The following is a 22,005-nucleotide window of genomic DNA, read 5'->3' on the forward strand; positions in this document are numbered from 1 at the left end:
AAACGCTGCAAAGCTGGCGGCTTCATGCGTTACGCATTGGGTCTAGCGTCACCCTGAACAGTTCCTGATCCTCCCGATCCATGAGCCGCACGGTGAGTTGTTCGGTCTGTCCATTGATGTCGACGATGCCGAAGAACTGCAGGCCCGCCGACGGAGGGAGATTGCTGTCCGCCCCGCCCCCGGACGCCTTCATGAATCGGACTTCGGGTCCGAACGTCATGTCGAGAGGGTGCGGACCGTAGGTTCCCGAATGCAATGGGCCGGAAACAAACTCCCAGAAAGGCAGGAACTCCTTGAAGCGCGCCCTTGCTGGGTCATAGTGGTGTGCCGCCGTGTAGTGAACATCGGCGGTCAGCCAAATGACATTCTGGATGGCATTGTCGCGAAGAAAGGTGAGAAGGTCGGCAATTTCCGTCTCCCGGGCCGCGGGCGGCCCGTTAAGCCCGTCGGCGACGCCTTCATAGCCGAGCTTGTTCGCATAGTCGTCCCACACGACGACACCGAGCGGCATGTCGCAGGCGATCACTTTCCAGACCGCTTTCGACGCCAAGAGTTCGCGTCTCAGCCAGTCCGCCTGCCTCCAGCCGAACAGGCCGTTTTCCAGACTTCCCTGGTTGGGGCTACGGTAGGATCTGAGATCGACGAAGAACACGTCGACCAGCGGGCCGTAGGCGACCTTGCGAAAAATCCGACCCGGCTGGGCCGGAAAGTAGCCGATCGGCGTCATCTCCTGGAAGGCGCGCATGGCCCGCGCCGCATAGAGGGAGACATCCTTGTCCGGATAGCGGGGATCGTCCCTGAGGTCCGTCGACGCCGACCAGTTGTTCAGAACCTCGTGATCGTCCCACTGGAAGAACACTGGACACTGGGCGTTGAAATCGAGAACGTTCCGGTCAAGCAGATTGTATTTCCACTGGCCGCGGTACTCTTCGAGCGTCCGGGCGACCTGGCGCTTCTCGTCCGTGACGATGCGGTTCTTCCAGATCGTCCCGTCCTTTAGCTTGATCTCGTCGGGGATTGGGCCGTCAGCGTAGATGGTGTCGCCGGAATGGATGAAGAAATCCGGCTCGTGCCGCAGCATTGTCGAGTAGGTCTTCATACCGACATCATCGATGCCCCAGCCCTGCCCCGCCGTATCCCCGGACCAGACGAACCGCACCGACCGCCGGCGCAGTGGCCCCGTGCGAAACCGCCCGACCACTGGCTCTGAGACCAGGTGACCGGCATAGGGATCGGTCGCCGTGAACCGGTAGAAAATGTCCTGGTCCGGCAACAACCCCTTGAGCTGGGTCTTAACCGCGAAGTCGTTGCCCGGCAGTGCCTTCAATGGGGGCAGGCGGACAGGGTCGGAGAACCCCTCGGTCGTCGCGTATTCGACCGTAACCTCGGCCGCGCGATCGACCCGGGTCCAGATCATGCCGGAGGACGGATCGACGTCGCCTGACTGCACACCGTGGGTGAAAAGCGGGCGCCCATGTCCGCGGGCGTAGTATGGAACGGCCAATGCGGAAGAAGCGGCGAGAGCGCCTGCACCGGACGCAAGAAGGAAGGACCGCCTCGTAAGCACATCAGGAACAATCGCCATGCCACCTCCGGCCGAAACCTGCGAATCGGATAGCGATTCGCAGGCTGACCATTGGCGGCCGAGGTGTCAGGCGCGCAACGAAACGATGACTGTTCGCGTACATTTCGGTGACAGAAGCGTGAAGGAGAGGCTCAGGCCGCCAGCCCCTTCTTCACAAGCATCGCATCCACGCTCGGCAGTTTGCCGCGGAACGCCTTGTAGGCGTCCTCGGGATCAATCGAGCCGCCGACCGAATAGATGTTTGTCTTGAGTCTCAGTGCCATTTCCGGATCGAAGGCGTCCCCGGTCTCGGTAAACGCTGCAAAGGCATCGGCGTCGAGAACTTCGGACCACATGTAGGAATAGTAGCCCGCCGAGTAGCCGTCTCCCGAGAAAACGTGCTGGAAGTGCGGCGTCGCATGGCGCATGACAATCGAGGCGGGCATGCCCAGGCCCTCCAGTACATCCGCCTGGACGGCCATCGGATCCTCGACCGGTCCGCGCGTATGGAAAGCCATGTCGACCAGCGCGGAGGACGTGAACTCGACGGTCGCGAAGCCGGCATTGAAGGTGCGCGCGGCGAGCACCTTGTCCAGCAGCGCCTGGGGCATCGCCTGCCCTGTCTCATAGTGGACGGCATAGGCCTTGAGGATGTCGGGCACCGTCAGCCAGTGCTCGTAGAGCTGCGACGGCAGCTCCACGAAGTCACGGGAGACCCCGGTGCCGGAAACGGACGGATAGGTGACGTTCGACAACATGCCGTGAAGCGCGTGGCCGAACTCGTGGAAGAGCGTACGGGCATCATCGAGCGAAAGCAGTGCCGGCTTGCCTTCTGCTGGCTTGGCGAAGTTGCAGACATTGTAGATGATCGGGATCTCGCCAATCGCACCGTTCTTCAACGGAAGCTTGTGCTGGCTCTGGAAGGCGCTCATCCAGGCGCCCGAGCGCTTTGAGGCGCGCGCGAAATAGTCGCCGAGGAACATGGCCAGAAGCCGGTCGTCGCGATCACGGATCTCGAACACCCTTACGTCGGGATGATAGGCGGGCACATCCTTTTTCTCGACCGCCCGTATGCCGAACAGCCGGCCCGCGACGTCGAAGCAGGCCTCGATGATCTTCTCGAGCTGCAGGTAGGGTTTCAGTTCCGCTTCGGAGAAATCGAACTTTCGCGCACGCAGCTTTTCCGCATAGTGGCGCCAATCCCATGGCATCACGGGATGGTTCTTGCCTTCCTCCACCACGAGTTCGGCAAGTTCCGCCTCTTCCTCCCGTGCACGCGCGACGGCCTTTGCCCAGACGGTGGTCAGAAGTTCGTTGACCGACTCCGGCGTCTTGGCCATCGTATTGTCGAGCTTCAGGGCAGCATAGTGTGCGTAGCCAAGCAGCGACGCCTTCTCGGCGCGCAGTGCCAGCGTCTCCTTGACGATCTCCCGATTGTCCGTCTCTCCGCCGTTGCGTCCCCGTGCCGCCCAGGCATGGAATGCCTGTTCCCGCAGAACCCGGTTGGTGGAGAAGGTGAGAAACGGTTCGATGATCGATCGCGAGAGCGTCACCGCATACTTGCCGTCCTCGCCGCGCTCGCGGGCGGCGGCGGCCATCGCGTCGCGGAGGAAATCGGGCAATCCCGCGAGTTCACTTTCCTCGGAAAGCAGCAGCGCCCAGCTCTTTTCATCGGCAAGCACGTTCTGGCCGAACTTCGCGCCGAGGCCGGCGAGTGTCTCGTTGATTGCGGTCAACCTCTCCTGCTTGTCCTTTGCAAGTGCGGCCCCGGACTTGACGAAGCCTTTCCAGTGGCGCTCAAGGACACGCGTCTGCTCACCCGACAGGTCGAGCTCCTCCCTTTTCTGCCAAAGTTCATCGATGCGGGAAAAGAGCGCCTGATTGGTACCGATCCTGGAGTAGTGCCGCGACATCTTTGGTGCAATCTCGCGTTCCAGCGCCTGTATCGTCTCATTGGTGTTGGCTCCGGCGCGGTTCCAGAAGAGTGCCGACACGCGTGACAGCTCGTCGCCGGCAATCTCAAGCGCCGTCACCGTATTGTCGAACGTCGGCGCGGCTGTATTGCCCGCGATCGCCTCAACCTCTGTCTGGTGAGCATCGAAGGCCGCATCGAAAGCGGACGAAAAGGCATTATCCTCCACCAGATCGAAACGCGGCAGGCCGTTCAGGCCGTTCCATTCTACGAGAGCGGGGGAGATGCGTGGATCTGCGGTCATTCTGTCCATCCTGTACCTTCAAATCATCAGACGGCGAATATAGGCACAACGAACGGGGATTGGTACGCCGATGGCGCAGCGGACTGGAAAATTGGATCGCATCCGGCTAAATTGCGTCGAGACCCGGACGGCCGGCACCGAACCACTTGACGCAAGCGTCGACATCGGTGACAACGGCCGGGTTCCGCGGCCTTACATTCCGGATGCCGCAGATCGAACATTGGTGCCGGGCCCCTCTGGCGAGAGTTTTACGGCGCTCTCGTGATGTCGGTACCGCCAGCAGATGAGCCGGCGGATTCTAGAACATGAAGATTTTGATCATGCCTGATCCGCATGCCTGTGTCGGCATGCGTTTTTCCACTACCCGTTCCAACACTTACAAGCTTTCGGGGCAGGAGGTGCGGCCATGACCCGACCTGCAATGCCCCAGAATGCCACGGGCTACTTCAAGTGGGCCTTCATCGTGACCATTGTCGGGCTGGTGCTCGGCGCATGGGTCGGATGGCAGGCGACCGGCACGCTCAGCGGCATGGCGACCGTCTTTTTCATCTGTGCCGTCCTTGCGGTGCTTGAGATATCGCTCTCCTTCGACAACGCCATCGTCAACGCCAACAAGCTCAAGGACATGACGCCGGTCTGGCAGCACCGGTTCCTGACCTGGGGTATCGTGATCGCCGTCTTCGGCATGCGTATCGTATTCCCCCTGCTGATCGTGGTGATCGCCGCAAACATCGGGCCGATCGAGGCACTGGTCCTCGCCGCCAAGAACCCGGCGGAATACGCCCGGATCATGACGGATGCGCACCTCCCCATTGCAGCCTTTGGTGGCACCTTCCTGATGATGGTGGGCCTCACCTATTTCTTCGATCATGAGAAGGACGTGCACTGGATCGCCTTCATCGAGAAGCATATGTCCCGCTTCGCGACCATCAAGGGCATCGAGATCGCCTTCGTTCTTTGCTTGATCCTGCTGTTCTCCAATCTTCTCGAGGGCGAGGAAGCAACCACCTTCGTCTATTCGGCGATCTACGGCCTGCTGACCTTCCTGGCGGTCGAGGTCGTGGGTGGCCTGCTCGATGCGTCCCAGCAGACGATGAGCGCAGCGGCAAAAGGCGGCCTCGGGGCTTTCATCTACCTGGAAGTTCTGGATGCCAGCTTCTCGTTCGACGGCGTCATCGGCGCCTTCGCCCTGACCCAGAACCTGTTCATCATCGCCATCGGCCTCGGCATCGGCGCGATGTACGTGCGCTCGATGACCATCATGCTGGTGGACAAGGGTACGCTCGCGGAATACCGCTATCTCGAGCACGGGGCCTTCTACGCGATCCTGATCCTCTCGGTGATCATGTACTGCCAGACGCTGGTGCATATTCCCGAAGTGATCACGGGCCTCGGTGGCGCGGGCCTGATCGGTATCTCGCTCTGGTCCTCCATCCGCCACAATCGTCTTGAGCAGCAAGAGGAAGAGCGTCGGGAACGCGCGGTCGAGCACGTATAATCCCATTCACGAAACTGAGCCGGGCCGCTCCAGCATTGAAGCGGCCCGCGGTTCCGAAAAGCCAAAAGGCCCGCCGGTCACGCGACCGGCGGGCCTTTTGGTTATGAATTCGATGGATGGGTAATCAGCGGCTATGCGGGAAGGAAGCCGGGTCGATCCCCAGGGTGTTGAGGTCGCGCGTCTTCGGACGGCGGCCAGCCTCGACGGCAGCGGCAGCGGCATTGGCGGCGCTCAGAACGGCAAAGGCACGGCCCAAGAAGCCATTGCGGATGGTGTTACGGAAGTCGGACATCGTCTTGCTCTCTTTTCTCAACTCTCTTTGACGCAAGACAGATGAGGCTTCGCAGCCTTGTAGACAAGTCACGCAGTGGCAGGTCAGCCATGCAGATAGAGCAGGCCGGCATCCGAAGGGATGGCCGGCCTGCTCCAATTTTGCCTTGGGAGGCTACAGGAACCTGGAACTCAGTCCTCGCTTGCCGCGAGCTGCGACAGGACCTTGCCGCGTCCCCGTGCCCGAAGGATCAGGGGAATGACGAGGGCAGCAAGCGCGATCGCCAGCAGGACGACGGCGACCGGTGATCCGAGGAACGTGGTCGGATCGCCCTGACTGATTGAGAGTGCCCGGCGCAGCTGCTGTTCGGCGAGCGGCCCGAGGATAAGGCCGACCACTACTGGCGCGATCGGGTAGCCGAACACGCGCATGGCGTAGCCGAGCAGACCGAAGGCGAGCAGCATTCCGAGTTCGAACACCGATGGATTGGCGCCGATCGTCCCGAGCGTCGCAAACAGCAGGATGCCCGCATAGAGCCATGGCTTCGGGATGGTCAGCAGCTTCACCCACAGACCGATCAGCGGCAGGTTGAGAACGAGCAGCATCAGATTGGCGATCAGCAGGCTGGCAATGAGACCCCATACGAGCTGCGGATTGGTCGCAAAGAGAAGCGGTCCGGGCTGGAGACCGTACTGCTGGAAGCCGGCGAGCATGATCGCCGCGGTCGCCGTGGTCGGCAGTCCGAGGGTCAGGAGCGGCACGAGCGTACCCGCGGCGGAGGCATTGTTGGCCGCCTCCGGCCCCGCCACCCCTTCGATGGCGCCATTTCCGAATTCTTCTGGATGCTTGGTCAGCCGCTTTTCTGTGGCGTAGGAGAGGAAGGTGCCGATTTCGGCGCCGCCAGCCGGCATCGCCCCGATGGGAAAGCCGATCGCGGTGCCCCGAAGCCAGGGCTTCCAGGACCGCGCCCAGTCGGCGGCGTTCATCCAAACGGATCCCTTAACGGCCTCAACCTTGTCCGGGCCACGATCGCCCTGAGCGGCAATAAACAGTGTTTCACCGATGGCGAACATAGCCACTGCAAGGGTCGTCACCTCGATGCCGTCGAGCAGGTCCGGAACGCCGAAGCTCAGGCGCGCCTGGCCGGTCAGCTGGTCGATACCGACGACGGCAAGTGCAAGACCGATGAACAGGGAGGTAAGCCCCCTGAGGGTCGAGTCGCCAAATGCCGAGGAAACGGTGATGAAGGCGAGAACCATCAGCGCGAAGTATTCGCGGGGTCCGAAAACCAGAGCGAGCTTTACGATGTAGGGCGCGATGAAGGCAAGTGCCAGCGTGGCGATGAGGCCGGCAACGAAGGATCCGATCGCCGCCGTCGCTAGAGCAGGTCCGCCCCTCCCCGCACGAGCCATCTTGTTGCCCTCGAGCGCGGTGACGATCGACGAGCTTTCGCCGGGCGTATTGAGAAGGATCGACGTCGTGGATCCGCCATACATGCCGCCATAGTAGATACCGGCGAACATGATGAGCGATCCTCCCGGGTCGAGCCGGTAGGTGACCGGCAGCAAGAGCGCCACCGTGAGCGCCGGACCGATACCAGGCAAGACGCCGACGGCCGTTCCTAGCGTCACGCCGATAAGCGCATAGAGCAGATTCATCGGCTGCGCGGCAACGAGCAGCCCCTGAAGAAGAAATTCAAACGTACCCATCGTCGGACCTCAGAAGAACAAATGCTCGAGGGGGCCGGCTGGCAAGGAGAGTTGCAGCAGCTTGGCGAAGACGACCCACACGGCAAAACTGATCAGAATTCCGACGGGAATGGTGATCCACAACTGCCGTTTGCCGAAACCACGGGCCGTCAGTGCGAAAAGCAGCCCGGTAGCGATTGCGAAACCCGCGATCTTCAGCAGGATCATCTGGATGGCTAGACCACCGACGATCCAGGCCACGGGCGCAGTTTCCTGGTGGTCGCGCTCGGGAAAGTCGCCGCGGAATGCCTCGATGGCGGTCCAGCCGGCAAGGGCGATCAGACAGCATGCAATGACATAGGGAACCGTGGTCGGTCCGACCTGCGAATAGCCCACCAGTCCGCTCAGCCGGGACACGTCCCAGAAGATCAGCAGTCCCAGCGCCGCAAGAACCACGGCGATGACAAGCGCCGCCCTGTCAGGGCGGCGCGACGTTGTTGCGGGGGAAGTCCCGTTCTTCATTGTACGAGCCCGATGTCCTTGAGGACGGTTTCCGTTGCGGACGTATCCTTTGCGAGTTGCTCATCGAACGCGCTGCCGGAGAGATAGGTGTCCTGCCAGCCCTTGGTCTTCAGAACGTCCTGCCAGGCGGCGGATTTTGCGAGCTTCTCGATATCGCTGGAGACCGCGGCCTTCTGTTCGTCCGTCAGGCCCGGAGCTGCAGCGACCATGCGCCAGTTCTCGACGACCACGTCGAGGCCACTTTCCTTGATCGTCGGCGCGTCGACGCCTTCTATGCGGTCCGCGCTCGACACCGCGAGCAGTCGCAGCGTTCCCGCCTTCACCTGGGACTCGAATTCGCCGTAGCCGGAGATGCCGGCGCTCACCTGCGCGCCGAGGATGGCGGCCAGTGCTTCGCCACCGCCCGAGTAAGCGATGTAGTTGATCTTCTTGGGATCGACGCCTGCAGCCTTGGCGATGAGGCCGACTGCGATGTGGTCCGTGCCGCCCGCCGAACCGCCGGCCCAGGAAACGGCGCCTGGATCCTTCTTCAGGGCTTCGACCAGGTCTCCCATCGTCTGGAAGGGCGACGAGGCCGGGACGACGATCGCCTCGTACTCGCCGGTGAGGCGTGCGATCGGCGTGACATCCTTGAGCGTCACGGGCGACTTGTTGGTGAGGATCGCGCCGACCATGACGTAGCCGCCGACGATGAGTGCGTTGGGATTACCCTGGTTCTGGCTCGCGAACTGCGCAAGTCCGATCGTTCCGCCCGCGCCGGGCACATTGACCACCTGCACGTTGCCGGAGATTCCCTCCTGCTGCATGACAGTCTGCAGCGAACGCGCGGTCTGGTCCCATCCGCCGCCCGGATTTGCAGGGGCGATGATGGTGTAGTCCGCCGCCAACGCGGGAAGCGCCATCGCGCCGGCGAGAATCGATGCCAAGAAGAATTGTTTCACGAAATGTCCTCCGTCAGGCGCGGTTTGTCCGCGCGTTGTAGATCGTCGAGGAAGGAGGAGTTGCGTTCGCAGCGGTCTCGGGACTGCCGTCCCGGATCGTTCAAGTGCCATGCTCCTCCCGGCCTCCACCTCATCCGCCTCCACGGACGATGAAGAACCCTAAGCCAGCACATCAAGCTGACATCTAGCTGACATTCTAGGGCGCGAGGCAACGGAAGGAAACATTCGCCCGCAACGATTTCGAGGCCACTCGCCCTATTGGTTGCGCAAAACCTCGTTCCAGCGGTCGATCAGCCGGGCGCGTTTGACCTGGTCGAGATAAACCATCAGCCCCGGGCTGACAGGTACGGGCTTCAACTGAGCTCCGAGCATCTCGCGCATGGTATTCGCCGTATTCTCCCCGCCGACATCCGGGCTGACAGCGGCAATCTGGAGTTCCCGCGCCATGATCGTCTGCCCTTCCGTCGACATGAAGAACGCGAGATACCGGCGCCCCAGCTCCGGCTGCGCTGCCGCCTGCGGCACGAGGCCGATCCGTGACATGACGACGGTGTAGTCTCTGGGAAGCACGATTCCGACATCCGGGTTTCTTGACGCCCAGTCCGCCGCGTAGGAGCCAAGGATGTTGTACCCGAGAACGAAACGTCCATCGGCGACGCGCTCGAGGATAGCCGAACTGGTCGAGTAGAGCTTGACCCCCGCAGCGCCCATGGCTCGAATAACCGACCATATGTCGCCGAACTGCTCCTGATCGCGCGCCATGAACAGAAAGCCGACACCGGAGCGCTCGATGTCGTAGGTACCGATCCGACCATGAATTTGGTCGCCGTGGCGTTTGAGGTAGTCGACGAACTCCGCCCTGGAAGCCGGCGGTTTCTCGTCCTTGAAACTCGGCTTGTGATAGACGAACACCGCCGGCTCGAACGTCAATGCGTAGGCCGTGTTGCGCCAGTTCGCCCATTCCGGCCATCGCTCGCTCATGGGCAGGTCGCTCCGCTGGGCATAGCCGTCGTTGCTGAGCTTGACCTGCAGGTCCATTGCCGACGAGAAAGCGAAATCTGCGGTCTTTTCGCCCGCGTCCGTTTCCCTCACGATGCGGTCATAGACTTCTCCGGTAAGCATCTCCTCGTAGCGGACGGCAACGTCCGGATTGGCCTTCTGGAACCCCTCGATCATCGGTCGAGCTAGAGGCTCGTCGAGTGACGAATAGACGACCAGCACCGGCGCGTCGGCAGCTCCGGATACTGCGCGATAGGATACGGTTGCCCCCTCGGCTAAGCCGACGAAGATCGAAAGAAACGCGCAGACAAGCAGGAACCGCATTTCGGCAGATTGCACCACGCCGAAATCGTTCACAAGCCGCAGCCAACCCGCTAATGTCATGCGGGGAGAGCACAGGCGCATGCGAATTCTACTGGTCGAAGACAACGAAGCCCTGGCGGACGGGCTTTCCACCATCCTGCGCGGCACCGGCCACGCAGTCGATACCGTCCGCGACGGCGCGTCTGCCGATGCGGCGATCGCGACGGAGAACTTCGATCTCGTCATTCTGGACCTCAATCTTCCTGAGATGGATGGGCTTGAGGTGTTGCGGGCGATGCGGGCCCGGCAAAACAAGGCGTCGGTTCTGATCCTGACCGCGCGCGGCAGTGCCGAGGAAAAGGTCAAGGGCCTCGATCTCGGCGCAGACGACTACATGATCAAGCCTTTCGACATATCCGAGCTCGAGGCGCGCGTGCGAATGCTGCTGCGCCGCCAGGCAGGTCTGAGATCCTCCGCGATCAGTTTCGGCGGCGTCGATCTCGACCTGAATTTCCGCACTTTTTCTGCCGCGGGCACACCGCTCGACATACCGGCGCGCGAGACGGGTCTTCTCGAAATCCTCTTCATGCGAGCCGGCAAGGTCGTGTCCAAGGAAGCCATCATGCAGTCGCTGGCCGCCTTCGATGACGATCTCAGCCCCAACGCGATCGAACAATATGTAAGCCGGCTAAGAAAACGTCTCGCACCCCATGGCCTCACCGTCCGAACCGCGCGCGGCATCGGCTACTATCTCGACAAGGCAGCGCCGGTTTGACGCTCCTGCCCTCCTCATCTCTCAGACGGCAGCTCCTGTTCTGGCTGCTGGTCTCGACGGCAGTGATCGGCGCGCTTGCGCTCGTCGACACCTATCGGGAAGCCGTGAAGACGGCCAACCTCGTCTCGGACCGCGTGCTCGCGGGTTCCGCCCTCGCGATCGCCGAACGCGTCGTGGTTGCCGAGAATGGCAGCCTCGAGGTCGACATCCCCTATGTGGCCCTCGAAATGCTGACGTCGGCGGCGCAGGATCGGGTTTTCTATCGCGTCGACGGCCCGCCGGGAAAGTTCATAACCGGCTACAAAGGCTTACCGACGATCGCGCAGACGGATTCGCAGCTCGCGGTTTTCGACAATGCTACCTTTCGCGGTGAACGTATTCGCATCGCCGTGCTCCAGCGCTCTGCCTCGACTGGGATCAATTCCGTTCCCTTTGCCGTGACGGTGGCGGAAACCACAATCGCCCGTCGCCAGCTGACGCAGGCGATCCTGCTGCGCTCGGCGCTCCGGCTCGCCCTGATGATCGCGGGCGCGGCGACGATCGTCTGGATCGCCGTGACGCTTTCGCTCCGGCCGCTCTACCGCCTCGGGGATGCTATTGCAGAGCGCAACCCGGACGACCTGCATCCCATCGAGCAGATCGTGCCTGCGGAAGTGCAGGGCCTTGTGGAGACGGTCAATTCCTTCATGGTCAGGCTACAATCCGCACTCGACGCCCTCAGGAACTTTTCCGGCAATGCCAGCCACCAGTTGCGCACGCCGCTGGCGATCATCCGCACCCAGCTTGCGCTCGCCGGCCGCGCCACGACACTGGCCGAGGCGCAGGATGCGGCCCGCAAGGGCGACATAGCCGTGGCCCACGCGGAACGGATTCTCGCACAGCTCCTGCTCATGGCGAAACTGGACGCTGCCGGATCCAAGGGACGTCAGGCACTGTCGCCCATAGACATCACTGCGATCTCGCAGGAGATTACCGCCGACCGCGTCCCTGCCGCGAGCGCGGCCGGGATAGATCTTGGCTTCGACGGGAGTGGACCTGTGCTCGTGCAGGCAGAGCCGCTGCTCTTCGGCGAACTCGTACGCAATCTCGTCGAGAACGCGATCCTCTACGCCGGTGCAGGCGCGGAAGTGACGGTGCGTACACGCAGCACCGGCGACGGGGCGCTGCTCGAAGTCGAGGACGACGGCCCCGGCATTCCGAAAGAGCGCCGGGAGCTGGTTCGCCAAAGGTTCGCCCGGGAGCACCATCGTGACGCGCCGGGCATGGGATTGGGTCTTCCGATCGTCGAGGAGATCGCCCAGCTCTTCGGAGGAACGCTTTCGCTTAAGGACGGCGCCGGCAGCAACGGATTGCTGGTCGAGGTCAGCTTTCCTGCCCCCGCGACCTCCTGAGCCTCAAGGTTTGCGCCAGCCGAGAAGGCCGGGTGCCGCATGGCATACCGCCTGAACCGCAAATCCCATGAACAGCACACCGGACATCCTCACGATCGCGAGTTCGTGGCGTCGGTAGAAACGGCGCACATGCGCAGCGCCGATAATCCCTATCAGGATGACGTCCGCCGTCAGGAAGCCGAAGAACGAGACGGCAAGCAGCAGTGGCAGGGCGTGAAAATCCAGCGCGTTGGACGAGCTTGCCAGAAGCGCGGTAAACGTCGCGAGCGCCACCGGATAGCCCTTGGGATTGGTGAGCCCGAAGATAAGCCCACGCCGCAGGGGCCGTTCGACCGTCAATACCGCGGCGCCTTCCGCATGCCGCTTTGCACTCAGCGCCGTCCAGCCGATCCAGGCGAGATAGAAACCGCAGAGCAGACCGAGGACGTCGAAAACTGTCGAGCCGATGGTTTTTGCGCCGACGATCGCGACGAGCGCAAGCGCAGACCACAGGAGATCGCCGGCCAGATGACCGCCCATGAAGAGCGCCCCGGCCTTTCGGCCCTGCCCGGCGCCGATACCAAGGAGCGCCAGAAAGGCGGGACCGGGTATAAGAACATAGAGCAGTGCCGCCATGAAGGCACCGAACAGCATTGACGACGTCATGAAATCTCCTGCGACGGGACGTACCATTCGACCCTGTCGCCAGGTTGCAGTCAAGCCTGGTGAAACGACCAGACCACGGCGCCACTGATGCGACTGAGCTTGCTCCATTCGATCGCAGATGCTAAGTAAACCTTATTAAATTCCAGTCCCGAACGATGCAGACCAAATTCGACCCCGATACCATCGGCATGCTCCTGTCCGACGTCTCGCGCTTGCTGCGCGGCGCATTCGACCGAAGCATCAATGCCTCCGCCCTTGGCATCACGCCGGGCGAGGCCCGCACCCTCATCCAGATCTCCGCCTACGGTCGCAGCAAGCAAGCGGACATCGCAGTTCGCATGGGCATCGAGCCGATGACGCTCTCCGCCTATCTCGACAGACTTGAGGCTCTGGGGCTGGTTGAACGCGTCCCCGACGCCTGCGATCGCCGCGCGAAGAACGTTGTCGTCACCGAAAAGGCAGATCCGCTGCTCGCCGACATAAAGGCAGAGATGCGAATTCTCATGGGTGACGTTACTGCAGGTCTCGATCTGGAGGAACGCGAGGACCTGCGGGCCAAGCTCATCATTCTGCGCCAGAACCTGCGTCAGCCCGATCGGTCGTCAAATCCCGGCGAAAAAGGCGAAAATTCATGACGCGGCGAATGACCGAGCGGAGAACGGCATCCCTGGGCGCCCTTCTGGCGACCATCGGCCCCATATCGATGTCGCTGTACACACCCGCCATGCCGGAGCTCGTGCACGCCTTCGCAACGACCGAATCGGCGATCAAGCTGACGCTTTCCTTGTACTTCTGCGGCTTCGCCTTTGCCCAGCTCGTTGCCGGGCCATTGGCGGATGCCTTCGGGCGCCGGACCGCGACGGTGATATTCCTGGCGATCTACCTGGTCGGCAGCCTCTCGGCCGCCTTCGCGCCCTCGATCGAGTGGCTGCTCGCAGGCAGGCTCATTCAGGGGATCGGAGCCTCCGTCGGCATCACAGTGGCGCGCGCCATCGTGCGCGATCAGTTCATAGGCGCGGAAGCCGCGCGTATCATGAACCTGGTGGGGATCATGCTGGCCATAGGGCCTGCCATGGCACCGACGATCGGTGGCCTTACGCTCGCCGCCTTCGGCTGGTCTTCCATTTTCTTCCTCATGGTCGGTTTCGGCCTGTTGTCGTGCCTCACGATCACGGTCTTCATGAAGGAGACAATCGTTCCCAACAGGCGCCGAGCGGCACCCGGCCCACTCGTCGCGGCCTACTGGGAGCTTTTGCGAGACAGTCGCTTCGTCGCCTCTGCCCTTGTCATGGGCGGGGCCGTCGGGGCGCTCTACGCCCAGTCGACGATGCTGCCCTTCATCCTCATCGAGAAGGTTGGCCTAACCCCGACGCAATTCGGCATGGGAATGCTGATGCAGTCCGGTTCCTATTTCACTGGCTCAGTGGCGCTTCGGTACTTTTCGCGCCGATATGGCGGATCTCTGTCGGTTCGCACCGGGCTCGGCTTCATCGGCGCCGGCAGCCTGATCATGGCGCTTTCGGTCGCCTACGTCCCACCTTCGTTTCTTTCGATCATGTTGCCCGTCGCCTTCTACACGTTCGGCATCGCCTTCGTGACACCTCATATGACGACAGCCGGGATGTACCCGTTCCCCCACATCGCCGGTTCCGCTTCCGCCCTGATGGGTTTCGTTCAGATGGGCTCGGGCTTTGCCGCCGGAATGCTGGCAGCCGCCATTGGCATTCCCCTCACGTCCTTCGGCACGATCATCCCTTCCATGGGGCTGATGGCGATTGCGAGCTACGTGTGGTTCCTGACATCCGTCCGGAAGGCCGAGCGGCAAGCCGCCTCCGAGGCTGCTGCTGCCATCGGCGAATAGACACCTTCATCAATGAAAAGGCCCGCCGGCGCATGCGCGGGCGGGCCTGGTTCTGTCAGAAAGCAGCGGTCGGTCAGCCGCGGCGGTTGCGGGCAGCAAGAGTGCGCAGGCGAAGCGCATTGAGCTTGATGAAGCCCGCAGCGTCCTTCTGATCATAGGCGCCCTGGTCGTCCTCGAACGTGACGAGCTTGTCGGAATAGAGCGACTTGTCGCTCTTGCGGCCGGTGACCATGACATTGCCCTTGTAGAGCTTGAGCGTCACCTCGCCCTCGACATGCTCCTGGCTCTTGTCGATGAGCGCCTGCAGCATTTCGCGCTCCGGCGAGAACCAGAAGCCGTAGTAGATGAGCTCCGCGTAGCGCGGCATCATTTCGTCCTTGAGGTGCGCCGCGCCGCGATCGAGCGTGATCGATTCCATCGCACGGTGCGCCGCAAGCAGGATTGTGCCGCCAGGCGTTTCGTAGACGCCACGGGACTTCATTCCGACGAAGCGGTTCTCCACGAGGTCGAGACGCCCAATGCCATTGTCGCGGCCATAGGTGTTGAGGGTTGCGAGCAGCGTTGCGGGCGACATTCGCACGCCGTTGATCGAAACCGCGTCGCCACGCTCGAAGCCGACGGTGATGACTGTCGCCTTGTCCGGCGCGGCTTCCGGCGAGATCGTGCGCATGTGCACATATTCCGGAGCTTCCTGCGCCGGGTCCTCAAGGACCTTGCCTTCGGAGGACGAGTGCAGAAGGTTTGCATCGACCGAGAACGGCGCTTCGCCCTTCTTGTCCTTGGCGACCGGGATCTGGTGCTGTTCGGCGAAGTTCAGGAGATCCGTACGGCTCTTGAACGACCAGTCGCGCCAGGGGGCGATGATCTTGATGTCGGGGTTCAGTGCATAGGCCGAAAGCTCGAAGCGAACCTGGTCGTTGCCCTTGCCGGTGGCGCCATGGGCGATCGCGTCGGCACCGGTCTTCTTGGCGATCTCGATCAGGTGCTTGGAGATCAGCGGGCGAGCGATCGAGGTGCCGAGCAGGTAGACGCCTTCGTACACGGCGTTGGCACGGAACATCGGGAACACGAAGTCGCGAACGAACTCCTCGCGGACATCCTCGATGAAGATTTCCTTGATGCCGAGCATCTCCGCCTTCTTGCGCGCCGGCTCGAGCTCTTCGCCCTGGCCGAGATCGGCGGTGAAGGTGACGACTTCGGCGCCGAGTTCCGTCTGGAGCCACTTCAGGATGATGGAGGTATCGAGACCGCCGGAGTAGGCGAGAACGACCTTCTTAACTTGCTTTTGCGCTGCCATGGTTGTCTGTCCGTCTGGTGCTTGGATAGGAGGCCGTGCCGCCCGAGAATTCCGCGGCACTTTTAGCCAGAAAGCGCCGGGACACAAGCACAACACGACGAAGTGCCGCAATTTGGATGGCAAAATATCCGATCGCAGAGTATCAGTCAGCAACGACACGACATCGGATCCGACACATGGACTTCCTGCCTTCGCTTCCCACGCTGCTCGCCTTCACCGCCGCGACGCTGTTGCTTGCGGCCACACCCGGGCCTGACATGACGCTCTCGATCAGCCGCGCCCTTTCGCAGGGCAAGGCTGCCGCATTCTTCGTGGTCATCGGAACGAGCCTCGGCTGTGTCGTTCACACGCTCTTGGTCGCGTTCGGCATTTCGGCCCTGATCACTGCTTCTCCAACGGCTTTCATGATCCTGAAGACGGGAGGAGCCGCCTACCTGTTCTGGCTGGCGGTGCAGGCAATTCGCTACGGATCGAGCCTCGCCGTTGGCACCAAGGTCGAGGCAAAGGCGGCGACACCGCTCGCCAACATTTCGACCGGCCTGTCGGTAAATCTTCTCAATCCGAAGGTTATCATCTTCTTCATGACGTTCCTGCCGCAGTTCGTGACTGCGCACGATCCGGCGGTGACCCAGAAGCTGCTCTTCCTCGGCTTCTTCTTCATCGTCGCGGCCATGCCCGTCAACATGGCCGTCATACTGACCGCCGACTGGCTGTCGAGCTGGCTTCAGCGAAAGAAATACGTGATGCGGGCCATCGACTACACGTTTGCAGGCGTGTTCTCGATCTTCGCCGTGAAGATTTTCTTCACCCAGGCGCGCTAGCCGGAGCGCGCCCGAGGGGACTTCTTCAGCCGATCAGCAGCGCATCGTCATCGAGCGTTTCGCCGCGCATCTTGCGGAACATTGCAATCAGGTCCTCGACCTGGAGCGTCTTCCTGCTGTCGCCGCTCACGTCGAGGATGATCTCGCCGCCGTGGAGCATCACCGTGCGGTGGCCGAAATCGAGTGCCTGGCGCATCGAATGTGTGACCATCAGCGTGGTGAGCTTGCGTTCGGAAACGATCTTCTGCGTGAGCTTCATGATGAACTCGGCCATCCCCGGGTCGAGAGCCGCCGTATGCTCGTCGAGCAGCAGAACTTCGGAGCCGGCAAGCGTCGCCATGACCAGCGAGACCGCCTGCCTCTGGCCACCGGAGAGGAGATCCATGCGATCACCCATCCGGTTCTCGAGCCCGAGATTGAGTTCTGCGATGCGATCCCTGAACACCGACCGCCGCTGCGGCCCGAGCGACGCGACAAGACCGCGGCGTTCGCCGCGCCTTGAGGCAAGCGCCATGTTTTCCTCGATCGATAGCGAACCGCAGCTCCCGGTGAGGGGATCCTGGAACACGCGGGCAACAAGGCCCGCGCGCGCGGATGTCGCCTTGCGCGTGACGTCGGCACTGCCGATTAGGACTTGTCCTTCGGTTGGCAGCACGTCACCCGCAAGCACGCTGAGCAGTGTCGACTTGCCTGCACCGTTCGATCCGATCACCGTGACGAACGAACCCTGCTCGATCGTCAGGCTGACGCCGTTGAGCGCCTGCTTTTGCAAGGGCGTCCCGCGTCCGAATACGACCTTGATATCCTTGAGTGTGATCATGAGGTGGCTCCACCGCGGCGAAGTCGGGGAAGGACAAGCGCGATCGTAACCAACAGGGCGGTGACGAAATTCAGGTCCGACGCCTGCAGCCCCAGGACATCGGTCGATAGCGCGAGCTGGATGGCGATGCGGTAGAGAATAGAACCCAGAACGCAGCCGATGAGCGCGATAAGGATGCCGCGGGTCCCAAGCAGCGTTTCGCCGATGATGACAGCGGCGAGACCGACGACGATCGTGCCGACGCCCGAGGTTACATCTGCGAAACCGTTCGTCTGTGCAAAGAGCGCGCCGCCAAGCGCCACGAGAGCGTTGGAGATCGCCATGCCGAGGTAGATCTGCCGGCTGGTGTCCACGCCCTGTGCCCGCGCCATTCGGGCATTGGCGCCGGTCGCCCGCATGGCCAGGCCCGCATCGCTTTCGAGGAAGCGCCAGACGAGCACGATCGCAATGACGACGAGGACGCCGATGAAGAGCGGGCGCACGTAGAAATCCCTGAGGCCGTGGCCGAAGAACGGGCTCAGCATGGTGTCGGCGTTGATCAGCGCCACGTTGGGCTTGCCCATGACGCGCAGGTTCACGGAGAAGAGCGCGATCATGGTGAGGATAGATGCGAGCAGGTTCAGGATACGGAAGCGCACATTCAGCAAGGCCGTGACCAGGCCTGCTGCGGCCCCCGCAACCATGGCCACGGCTGCCGCGAGCCAGGGGTTCACGCCTGCAATGATCAGGACGGCCGTCACCGCAGCGCCAAGGGGAAACGATCCGTCGACCGTGAGATCCGGAAAATCGAGGACACGGAAGGCGAGGAACACGCCGAGCGCGACGAAGGCGTAAACCAGCCCCAGTTCAACGGCTCCCCAGAATGCGATCTGACTCACTGCAATCGGTCCTCATTCCTGATGTCCGCCCCGCCCGACGGCGAAGCGAAGCGTTTCAAATAGAGTTGACCGCCACCGGGTGTCCGGGGCGGTCAAATATCGGTTCTGTTCGAAACCGTTGTACGGCTTCTTACTCGACGACGCGGTTTGCGCGGCCGAGGACGCTTTCGGGCAGGGTTACGCCCATCTTCCCGGCGGCAGCCTTGTTCACCACGAGATCGCTTCCCGCAGCGATCCGCACCGGGATGTCGCCGGCATTCTCGCCCTTCAGGATACGCACCACGACCTCTCCGGTCTGCTTGCCGACATCGTGGTAGTTGAAGCCGAGAGCCGCGAGCGACCCACGCGAGACGGAGTCCGTGTCGGCCGTGAAGAGCGGCAGCTTTGCCTCCTCCGCAACGGCGACCGCACCTTCGAGTGCGGAAATGATCGTGTTGTCGGTCGGGACGTAGATGGCATCGGCACGCCCGACGAGCGCGCGAGCGGCACCCTGAACCTCGGCAGATTTCGTTGCGGCGGATTCGACGATGGAAAGACCGGCCTTCTCGGCTTCAGCTTTCAATACTGCAAGCAACGAGACGGAGTTGGCTTCCCCGGAGTTGTAGAGGTAGCCGATCGTCTTGACGTTGGGGAGGATCTCCTTGATCAGCGCCACGTGCTCGGCCACGGGAGACATGTCGGAAAGTCCGGTCACGTTGCCGCCGGGCTTTTCCATGTCCTTGACGAGCTGCGCGCCGAGCGGATCGGAGACAGCCGTGAAAACGATCGGGATATCACGGGTCGCCGAAACGACTGCCTGAGCCGACGGTGTGGAGATCGGCACGATCACCGTCGGATCCTCGCCAGCGAACTGGCGCGCGATCTGCGCGGCGGTCGCCGGATTGCCCTGTGCGGACTCATAGATGAATTTGAGGTTCTCGCCATCCTTGTAGCCGGCGGCGGCCAGGGCCTCCTTGACGCCGTCGCGAACCGCGTCAAGCGCCGGATGTTCCACGATAGCCGTGACGGCAACCGTGACCTCGTCAGCGCGAGCGGGCATGGACATTGCCACAGTGGCGGCAAGGGCCAGCAAAAATGAACGCATTTTGGACCTCCGTAGGTGATTTTGGCGCCTTTTTAGGCAACGGAGGCGCCTCAATCAATCGGCAACGGAATCTTTACCAATCAAACTTTGTTATGCGTCGTCTTCGCCATGATTGGCGATCATCATTGCCTCGAACGCCATCCTGTCGACCTTGCGCATGCGCTCGGAGTCCGACTTGAGCTGACCGCACGCGGCAAGAATGTCGCGCCCGCGGGGCGTGCGAATCGGCGAGGCATATCCGGCGGCATTGATGAAATCGGCGAACTTCTCGATCTGTTCCCAGTCGGAACACTGGTAGTTCGTACCCGGCCACGGATTGAACGGAATGAGATTGATCTTGGCCGGAATGCCCTTGAGCAGCCGCACGAGTTCCTTGGCATCCTCGAGCGTATCGTTGACGTCCTTCAGCATGACGTACTCGAAGGTGATCCTGCGCGCATTGGAAAGGCTGGGATAGGCCCGGCAGGCGTCGAGAAGTTCCTTCAGCGGATACTTCTTGTTGATCGGCACCAGCATGTCGCGCAGATCGTCGCGCACGGCATGCAGCGAAATCGCCAGCATGACGCCGATTTCTTCGCCGGTGCGGTAGATTTCCGGAACGACGCCCGACGTCGAAAGCGTTATGCGCCGCTTCGAGAGCGAAAGCCCGTCGCCATCCGACGCGATCAGCAGCGCCGTCTTGACGTGTTCGAAATTGTAGAGCGGTTCGCCCATGCCCATCATCACGATGTTGCTGATCTTGCGACCCTCGGCCGGTACGATCGCACCCGCGGGCGTATCACGGTCCGGAAAATCTCCGAGCCGGTCGCGCGCCAGCAGCAACTGGGAGAGGATTTCCTCCGCGGTCAGATTGCGCACGAGCTTCTGCGTTCCCGTATGACAGAAGGAGCAGGTGAGCGTGCAGCCGACCTGGCTCGATATGCACAGCGTGCCGCGGCCTTCCTCCGGGATGTAGACGCTCTCGACCTCAACCGGCCGACCCGCGCCGCGCGGCGGAAAGCGCAGAAGCCATTTCCGGGTGCCGTCCGTCGAGATCTGTTCTTCGACGATCTCCGGACGTGCGATGGTGAAATGCTGCTTCAGCATCTCACGCATCTCCTTCGACACGTTGGTCATGTGATCGAAGTCGGAAACGCCGCGCACATAGAGCCAGTGCCAGAGCTGGCTCACCCGCATCTTGACCTGGCGCTCGGGAACGCCGCATTCGGCAAGTGCCTTTGCCATGTCCTCGCGCGGGAGACCGATCAGCGACGGCTTCTCGGCCGCCATTGCCTTGCGCTGCACTGGCGCAGCGGCCCGTTCGGCGGTGTTTACAAAGTCCATAGTCGCCATAAGAGCAATCCTGTTACGGCTGAACGTTCTCGCGGAGGAATCCCTCCGTGCGGTGGCCGTCTGTCAAGCATGAAAATCTGTCGAGCCCGATTGCGCGAACAGCCGCGCAGCTCCTTGAGCGCGCCTTTAGCATTGTTTTTCCGCAAAGTCACCCTGCATGCCGCAGGCCGGTCCATGGCGCGCACAGCAGCTTCTCAACGCGAAAGGGCCGGTCGCTGCGACCGGCCCTTTCGCAAAGCCTTGCGGCTCCAAGGCTGAAATTACTTGCACGCCTCGATCTGCTTCAGCGCGGCCGAGATACCGGACAGCGAATAGGCGTAGGACGTTACGGTGCCCTTGCGCGATGTCGCCTTTACCGACATGTCCTTGCCGGACTTCATCGCCGCGACGAGGGCCGGCTCTTCGGCGGCGTTCTCCACCCAGGCAGAATTGCCCTTGGTGAACATCACGAAGTTGCGTCCGTCGATGATGACGCTCACCTTGGAGTTCTCCTGGAGGGGGTAACCCATCATTGCCTGCGGTTCGTAGCTGATATTCTGACCGGGGCGCTGCGATACCAGGAAGAAGATATCACCGTGGTCGACGTTGGCCGGGCTCTTCTCCTTGGGAACGGAGAGGACGTAGCATACCTTGCCGCCACTCGCCTGATAGGAATAAGCACCCCAGGCGTTGAACTGCTGAATGCGGGTCGGGGACTGCGCGGAAGCAATGCCGGAAGTTGCCAGAACAATTGAGAGTGCGGTCGCGAGCTTTCTTACGAACATGTTTTCCTGCCGATTGTCTTGTCTTTCGACGCCCTTATGGTGCTGAGCGGTACAATGTATGATGAAGATTTGATTTATTTTGACTTAATTCACGTTACCAAACCGTCAACGCGCATTCCATTTTCCTCATGCGGTTGAAATACAATGGGTCAGCGCTCCATGCAAATCGTACCGCCTGCCTTCTAGAAGGCGGGTGCTACAGGACCGTCGATGGTGAGATAGAAACCCGTCAGACGACTCTATGCCATAAAGATTCAGGCAAGAATTTGACGCTTGTCGAACCCGCCGCTCCGATTTCGCGCGCCGCAAAGCATCTCTCCCCCGACAAGGCCCGT

Annotated in this window: 20 protein-coding genes; 6 read left to right on the forward strand and 14 right to left on the reverse strand. The window is 61.8% G+C overall.

Annotated features, from left to right (window positions below):
• Positions 1-22: 22 nt before the first annotated feature.
• Together F3Y30_RS01940 and F3Y30_RS01945 are read right to left on the reverse strand one after the other, a co-directional pair.
• Positions 23-1,585, reverse strand: coding sequence for an alkaline phosphatase D family protein (locus F3Y30_RS01940; RefSeq protein ID WP_203424905.1), 1,563 nt, complete (start codon positions 1,583-1,585; stop codon positions 23-25).
• 131 nt (positions 1,586-1,716) lie between these two features.
• Entirely contained in the window at positions 1,717-3,780 is a 2,064-nt protein-coding gene (locus tag F3Y30_RS01945) for a M3 family metallopeptidase (RefSeq protein WP_203424906.1), read from the reverse strand.
• 406 nt (positions 3,781-4,186) lie between these two features.
• Between F3Y30_RS01945 and F3Y30_RS01950 the strand changes: the two genes are divergently transcribed.
• Positions 4,187-5,278 (forward strand): DUF475 domain-containing protein, encoded by a 1,092-nt coding sequence (locus F3Y30_RS01950; RefSeq protein WP_203424907.1) that lies wholly within the window; start codon positions 4,187-4,189, stop codon positions 5,276-5,278.
• A 124-nt stretch (positions 5,279-5,402) separates the two neighbouring features.
• Here the strand turns inward: F3Y30_RS01950 and F3Y30_RS01955 are convergent, their stop codons facing one another.
• The 5 genes from F3Y30_RS01955 to F3Y30_RS01975 form a co-directional block, all read right to left on the reverse strand.
• Positions 5,403-5,570, reverse strand: coding sequence for a hypothetical protein (locus F3Y30_RS01955; protein ID WP_203424908.1), 168 nt, complete (start codon positions 5,568-5,570; stop codon positions 5,403-5,405).
• Positions 5,571-5,740: 170 nt separating this feature from the next.
• Complete coding sequence (locus F3Y30_RS01960; protein ID WP_203424909.1) at positions 5,741-7,258, reverse strand: tripartite tricarboxylate transporter permease; 1,518 nt, start codon at positions 7,256-7,258, stop codon at positions 5,741-5,743.
• Positions 7,259-7,267: 9 nt separating this feature from the next.
• On the reverse strand, positions 7,268-7,759 hold the full coding sequence (locus F3Y30_RS01965; RefSeq protein ID WP_203424910.1) for a tripartite tricarboxylate transporter TctB family protein: 492 nt from the start codon (positions 7,757-7,759) through the stop codon (positions 7,268-7,270).
• Positions 7,756-8,700: a tripartite tricarboxylate transporter substrate binding protein gene (locus tag F3Y30_RS01970; RefSeq protein ID WP_203424911.1), complete on the reverse strand. Its 945-nt coding sequence runs from the start codon at positions 8,698-8,700 to the stop codon at positions 7,756-7,758. Before F3Y30_RS01970 ends, F3Y30_RS01965 begins: the two co-directional genes overlap by 4 nt.
• 255 nt (positions 8,701-8,955) lie before the next feature.
• A complete protein-coding gene (locus tag F3Y30_RS01975) occupies positions 8,956-10,023 on the reverse strand; it encodes an ABC transporter substrate-binding protein (RefSeq protein ID WP_203426450.1) in 1,068 nt (355 codons plus the stop codon).
• A gap of 79 nt (positions 10,024-10,102) precedes the next feature.
• On the opposite strand from F3Y30_RS01975, the gene F3Y30_RS01980 reads away from it, so the two are divergent.
• Both F3Y30_RS01980 and F3Y30_RS01985 read left to right on the forward strand, forming a co-directional pair.
• Entirely contained in the window at positions 10,103-10,777 is a 675-nt protein-coding gene (locus F3Y30_RS01980; protein WP_203424912.1) for a response regulator transcription factor, read from the forward strand.
• Positions 10,774-12,168, forward strand: a complete 1,395-nt coding sequence (locus F3Y30_RS01985; RefSeq protein ID WP_203424913.1) for a sensor histidine kinase — start codon at positions 10,774-10,776, stop codon at positions 12,166-12,168. The genes F3Y30_RS01980 and F3Y30_RS01985 overlap by 4 nt, the downstream gene beginning before the upstream one ends.
• A gap of 3 nt (positions 12,169-12,171) precedes the next feature.
• On the opposite strand, the gene F3Y30_RS01990 is transcribed toward F3Y30_RS01985, so the two are convergent.
• A complete protein-coding gene (locus F3Y30_RS01990; RefSeq protein ID WP_203424914.1) occupies positions 12,172-12,813 on the reverse strand; it encodes a LysE family translocator in 642 nt (213 codons plus the stop codon).
• A 155-nt stretch (positions 12,814-12,968) separates the two neighbouring features.
• Between F3Y30_RS01990 and F3Y30_RS01995 the strand changes: the two genes are divergently transcribed.
• Both F3Y30_RS01995 and F3Y30_RS02000 read left to right on the forward strand, forming a co-directional pair.
• Positions 12,969-13,448: a MarR family transcriptional regulator gene (locus tag F3Y30_RS01995; protein WP_203424915.1), complete on the forward strand. Its 480-nt coding sequence runs from the start codon at positions 12,969-12,971 to the stop codon at positions 13,446-13,448.
• Positions 13,445-14,674, forward strand: coding sequence for a multidrug effflux MFS transporter (locus tag F3Y30_RS02000; RefSeq protein WP_203424916.1), 1,230 nt, complete (start codon positions 13,445-13,447; stop codon positions 14,672-14,674). Before F3Y30_RS01995 ends, F3Y30_RS02000 begins: the two co-directional genes overlap by 4 nt.
• Before the next feature lie 73 nt (positions 14,675-14,747).
• On the opposite strand, the gene F3Y30_RS02005 is transcribed toward F3Y30_RS02000, so the two are convergent.
• The gene (locus F3Y30_RS02005; RefSeq protein WP_203424917.1) at positions 14,748-15,971 is read right to left on the reverse strand and encodes an argininosuccinate synthase; all 1,224 of its coding nucleotides are present in this window, start codon (positions 15,969-15,971) and stop codon (positions 14,748-14,750) included.
• A 176-nt stretch (positions 15,972-16,147) separates the two neighbouring features.
• On the opposite strand from F3Y30_RS02005, the gene F3Y30_RS02010 reads away from it, so the two are divergent.
• Complete coding sequence (locus F3Y30_RS02010) at positions 16,148-16,792, forward strand: LysE family translocator (RefSeq protein ID WP_203424918.1); 645 nt, start codon at positions 16,148-16,150, stop codon at positions 16,790-16,792.
• Positions 16,793-16,817: 25 nt separating this feature from the next.
• Here the strand turns inward: F3Y30_RS02010 and F3Y30_RS02015 are convergent, their stop codons facing one another.
• From F3Y30_RS02015 to F3Y30_RS02035, 5 genes are all read right to left on the reverse strand, one after another.
• Complete coding sequence (locus F3Y30_RS02015) at positions 16,818-17,612, reverse strand: ABC transporter ATP-binding protein (protein ID WP_203424919.1); 795 nt, start codon at positions 17,610-17,612, stop codon at positions 16,818-16,820.
• The gene (locus F3Y30_RS02020; protein WP_203424920.1) at positions 17,609-18,490 is read right to left on the reverse strand and encodes an ABC transporter permease; all 882 of its coding nucleotides are present in this window, start codon (positions 18,488-18,490) and stop codon (positions 17,609-17,611) included. Before F3Y30_RS02020 ends, F3Y30_RS02015 begins: the two co-directional genes overlap by 4 nt.
• A gap of 130 nt (positions 18,491-18,620) precedes the next feature.
• Positions 18,621-19,574: an ABC transporter substrate-binding protein gene (locus tag F3Y30_RS02025; RefSeq protein ID WP_203424921.1), complete on the reverse strand. Its 954-nt coding sequence runs from the start codon at positions 19,572-19,574 to the stop codon at positions 18,621-18,623.
• A 90-nt stretch (positions 19,575-19,664) separates the two neighbouring features.
• Positions 19,665-20,906: a 23S rRNA (adenine(2503)-C(2))-methyltransferase RlmN gene (gene rlmN, locus F3Y30_RS02030; RefSeq protein ID WP_203424922.1), complete on the reverse strand. Its 1,242-nt coding sequence runs from the start codon at positions 20,904-20,906 to the stop codon at positions 19,665-19,667.
• A gap of 260 nt (positions 20,907-21,166) precedes the next feature.
• A complete protein-coding gene (locus F3Y30_RS02035; RefSeq protein WP_203424923.1) occupies positions 21,167-21,670 on the reverse strand; it encodes an invasion associated locus B family protein in 504 nt (167 codons plus the stop codon).
• Between the last annotated feature and the right edge of the window lie 335 nt (positions 21,671-22,005).

It is taken from the genome of Sinorhizobium sp. BG8 (genome assembly GCF_016864555.1).
In the GTDB taxonomy this organism is placed as follows: domain Bacteria; phylum Pseudomonadota; class Alphaproteobacteria; order Rhizobiales; family Rhizobiaceae; genus BG8.

Bases quoted from the DNA above. Each gene is read 5' to 3' on its own strand.
- F3Y30_RS01940 (WP_203424905.1), bottom strand. From the start codon at position 1,585: ATGGCGATTGTTCCTGATGTGCTTACGAGGCGGTCCTTCCTTCTTGCG.
- F3Y30_RS01945 (WP_203424906.1), bottom strand. From the start codon at position 3,780: ATGACCGCAGATCCACGCATCTCCCCCGCTCTCGTAGAATGGAACGGC.
- F3Y30_RS01950 (WP_203424907.1), top strand. From the start codon at position 4,187: ATGACCCGACCTGCAATGCCCCAGAATGCCACGGGCTACTTCAAGTGG.
- F3Y30_RS01955 (WP_203424908.1), bottom strand. From the start codon at position 5,570: ATGTCCGACTTCCGTAACACCATCCGCAATGGCTTCTTGGGCCGTGCC.
- F3Y30_RS01960 (WP_203424909.1), bottom strand. From the start codon at position 7,258: ATGGGTACGTTTGAATTTCTTCTTCAGGGGCTGCTCGTTGCCGCGCAG.
- F3Y30_RS01965 (WP_203424910.1), bottom strand. From the start codon at position 7,759: ATGAAGAACGGGACTTCCCCCGCAACAACGTCGCGCCGCCCTGACAGG.
- F3Y30_RS01975 (WP_203426450.1), bottom strand. From the start codon at position 10,023: ATGCGGTTCCTGCTTGTCTGCGCGTTTCTTTCGATCTTCGTCGGCTTA.
- F3Y30_RS01980 (WP_203424912.1), top strand. From the start codon at position 10,103: ATGCGAATTCTACTGGTCGAAGACAACGAAGCCCTGGCGGACGGGCTT.
- F3Y30_RS01990 (WP_203424914.1), bottom strand. From the start codon at position 12,813: ATGACGTCGTCAATGCTGTTCGGTGCCTTCATGGCGGCACTGCTCTAT.
- F3Y30_RS01995 (WP_203424915.1), top strand. From the start codon at position 12,969: ATGCAGACCAAATTCGACCCCGATACCATCGGCATGCTCCTGTCCGAC.
- F3Y30_RS02000 (WP_203424916.1), top strand. From the start codon at position 13,445: ATGACGCGGCGAATGACCGAGCGGAGAACGGCATCCCTGGGCGCCCTT.
- F3Y30_RS02005 (WP_203424917.1), bottom strand. From the start codon at position 15,971: ATGGCAGCGCAAAAGCAAGTTAAGAAGGTCGTTCTCGCCTACTCCGGC.
- F3Y30_RS02010 (WP_203424918.1), top strand. From the start codon at position 16,148: ATGGACTTCCTGCCTTCGCTTCCCACGCTGCTCGCCTTCACCGCCGCG.
- F3Y30_RS02015 (WP_203424919.1), bottom strand. From the start codon at position 17,612: ATGATCACACTCAAGGATATCAAGGTCGTATTCGGACGCGGGACGCCC.
- F3Y30_RS02025 (WP_203424921.1), bottom strand. From the start codon at position 19,574: ATGCGTTCATTTTTGCTGGCCCTTGCCGCCACTGTGGCAATGTCCATG.
- rlmN (WP_203424922.1), bottom strand. From the start codon at position 20,906: ATGGCGACTATGGACTTTGTAAACACCGCCGAACGGGCCGCTGCGCCA.
- F3Y30_RS02035 (WP_203424923.1), bottom strand. From the start codon at position 21,670: ATGTTCGTAAGAAAGCTCGCGACCGCACTCTCAATTGTTCTGGCAACT.